A 3,078-nucleotide genomic window follows, 5' to 3' on the forward strand; every position below is an offset into this window, starting at 1 on the left:
TCGAAAGCAACGGCTGCGAGCAGGTCTTCCGCGCCACCTACAGCAAGGACGGCATCGCGGTCACCATCGCCGTCGCCACCTTCGAGAACGAGGCGCCCGGTTTCGGGAAGGGGCGGGGAGGGGGACAAGCCCGCCGCAGGCGTCAGCGCAGGCGTCGCACCACGTACGCCACCCCCGCCTCCGCCCCCCGTTCCCCCACGTACTCCTGCCCCCGCATCCCGCACCACGCCGGGATGTCCAGTCGGGCCGCCTCGTCGTCGGAGAGCACCGTCACCGTGCGGCCGACCGGCACCTCGCCGATGACCTTCGCCAGTTCGATCACCGGGATCGGGCACCGCCGCCCGAGGGTGTCCAGCACCAGGGACTCGGACGCCTCCGAGGGCTCCGGCGAGGCGGACGACTCCGGCCGCGACGCAGAGACGGACGCCGGCGCGCCGAAGCGCTCCCGTACCCCCGCCACCAGCCCCGGCAGCACCCCCAGGAAGCGGTCCACGTCCTCCTCCGAGGTGTCGAACGGCGCCAGCGACACCCGTACGTTGCCCTCCGACAGGACGCCCATCGCCCTCAGCACATGGCTCGGGATCAGCGTGCTGCTGGTGCACGACGAGCCGGAGGAGACGGAGAATCCGGCCCGGTCCAGTTCGTGCAGCAGGGTCTCCCCGTCGACATAGAGACAGGAGAACGTCACCACGTGCGGCAGCCGCCGCACCGGATCGCCGACCACCTCCACGTCGGGCACCAGCTCCGGCACCCGCGCGCGGATCCGGTCGACCAGGGCCCGCAGCCGGGCCGATTCGGCCGCCGCCTGCGCGCGTACGGCCCGGAGCGAGGCGGCCGCCGCCACGATCGCCGGGATGTTCTGGAATCCGGCGGACCGGCCCGACTCCCGCTCGTCGGCGGGGCCTTGAGGGGCGAACCGGACGCCCTTGCGTACGGCCAGCAGCCCGACGCCCGACGGGCCGCCCCACTTGTGCGCGCTCGCGGTGAGCAGCGACCAGTCCCCTTCCACGGGTCCCCAGGCGAGCGACTGCGCCGCGTCGACCAGGAGCGGCACGCCAAGGGACCGGCACGCCTCGGCCACTTCCCGCACGGGCTGCTCGGTGCCGACCTCGTGATTGGCGGACTGCAGGCAGGCCAGGGCAGTGGCCTTGCCGAGTTCGGCGGCGTACGCGTCCGGTGCGACGGCTCCGTGCCGGTCGACGGCGACCTCCGTCACCGAACCGCCGGCGGCCTCCCACGCCTCCGCCGCGTGGAGCACGGCGGAGTGTTCGACGGCGGAGACGACGAGCCGCCGGCCGACACGCCGACGCCCCGCGAGCGCCCCGGAGACGCCGGCGTGGATCGCCTGCGTCCCCGAAGGAGTGAACACGAGCTCGTCGGGGCGGCAGCCGACGGCGTCCGCCGCGGCCTCCCTGGCGGCGTCGAGGAGCAGCCGGGCGCGGCGGCCCTCGCGGTACAGCCGGGCGGGGTCGGCCCAGCCCTCGTCGAGGGAGGCCTGCAGAGCCTGGCGGGCGACGGGGTGCAGGGGAGCGGCGGAGGCGGCGTCGAAATAGGGCACGTCATCACGCTAACCCCGGCCAGGACACGGAGCGTCAGTTGCCTGCCGGAATCGGGCATTCCGGGGCGCTCCGCACCTCCCCCGAAGGGAGCAGCCACCCCTTCGGGGTGCCGGACGGCGCGTTGGGCACCCTCCCCGCGCGACCCCAAATAGCGTCCAGTAGGGTTTGGTCCGCATAAACATCCAAACCCCTGCCCGCGTCAGGGCCGGCGACCGACCAGCGAGACGGCCGCAGCCCGGCCGCGCGGGCCGAGACTCTCGGGAAGGCGCTACGTGAGTCCCAACGGCTCCGACCGCTCGTCGCGGCGCCCGATGCGGCGGAAGCTGCCGCAGGTGCTGACTGCGGGCCTGATCCTGGCTACCGCCTCCGGTTGCTCATACAACTGGGAGGATTTTCCCCGCCTTGGAATGCCCACCCCCGTCACGGAGGAGGCGCCGCGGATCCTCTCCCTCTGGCAGGGCTCGTGGGCGGCTGCGCTCGCCACGGGCGTGCTGGTGTGGGGCCTGATCCTGTGGAGCGTGTTCTTCCACCGGCGCAGCCGCACCAAGGTGGAGATCCCTCCGCAGACCCGGTACAACATGCCCATCGAGGCGTTGTACACCGTGGTTCCGATCATCATCGTGTCGGTCTTCTTCTACTTCACCGCGCGTGACGAGTCGAAGCTCCTCGAGCTCTCCGACAAGCCCGCCCACACCATCAACGTGGTCGGCTACCAGTGGAGCTGGGGCTTCAACTACCTCGAGGACGTGGACGGGAACCCGGCCACCGGGGACGCCGCCGCGGACAAGACCCTGGACGCGATCCCGGACAAGTACACCAATGACTTCCCGGCGGGTGCGGAGGGCGTCTACGACGCCGGTATCCCCGGCACCCGGAACCCGCAGAACGGCAACCCGGGCCCCACGCTGTGGCTGCCCAAGGGGGAGAAGGTCCGGTTCGTCCTGACCTCCCGTGACGTCATCCACTCCTTCTGGGTGGTCCCCTTCCTCATGAAGCAGGACGTCATCCCCGGCCACACCAATGTCTTCGAGGTGACCCCCAACCGTGAGGGCACCTTCATGGGCAAGTGCGCCGAGCTCTGCGGCGTCGACCATTCGCGGATGCTCTTCAACGTCAAGGTCGTCTCCCCGGAGCGCTACCAGCAGCATCTGAAGGAGCTTGCCGAGAAGGGGCAGACCGGCTTCATCCCGTCTGGCATCGAGCAGACGGACCCGGCCAGGAATGCGGAGAAGAACCAACTGTGAGCATCCTCAACGAATCCCAGGGTGCCGCCGTGGCGGACGAAGACTCGTACGAGAACGAGCTGCCGGTACGGCGCAAGCAGCCCGGCAACGTCGTCGTGAAGTGGCTGACGACCACCGACCACAAGACGATCGGCACGCTCTACCTCGTCACCTCGTTCGTGTTCTTCTGCATCGGTGGCCTGATGGCGCTCTTCATGCGCGCCGAGCTGGCCCGGCCGGGCACGCAGATCATGTCGAACGAGCAGTTCAACCAGGCGTTCACGATGCACGGCACG

General features: G+C 70.6%; 3 protein-coding genes. 2 read left to right on the forward strand and 1 reads right to left on the reverse strand.

Features of this window, described 5'->3' with window-relative positions; all coding sequences use genetic code 11:
- Nucleotides 1-142: 142 nt before the first annotated feature.
- Entirely contained in the window at nt 143-1,558 is a 1,416-nt protein-coding gene (locus tag AB0K36_RS34580) for a cysteine desulfurase/sulfurtransferase TusA family protein (RefSeq protein WP_364601791.1), read from the reverse strand.
- 273 nt (nt 1,559-1,831) lie between these two features.
- On the opposite strand from AB0K36_RS34580, the gene ctaC reads away from it, so the two are divergent.
- Entirely contained in the window at nt 1,832-2,803 is a 972-nt protein-coding gene (ctaC, locus tag AB0K36_RS34585) for an aa3-type cytochrome oxidase subunit II (protein ID WP_364601793.1), read from the forward strand.
- The coding region (locus AB0K36_RS34590; RefSeq protein WP_364601796.1) for a cbb3-type cytochrome c oxidase subunit I at nt 2,800-3,078 on the forward strand (279 nt) is incomplete at its 3' end. The genes ctaC and AB0K36_RS34590, both read left to right, overlap by 4 nt.

It is taken from the genome of Streptomyces kurssanovii, from assembly GCF_040677245.1.
Lineage (GTDB): Bacteria > Actinomycetota > Actinomycetes > Streptomycetales > Streptomycetaceae > Streptomyces > Streptomyces kurssanovii.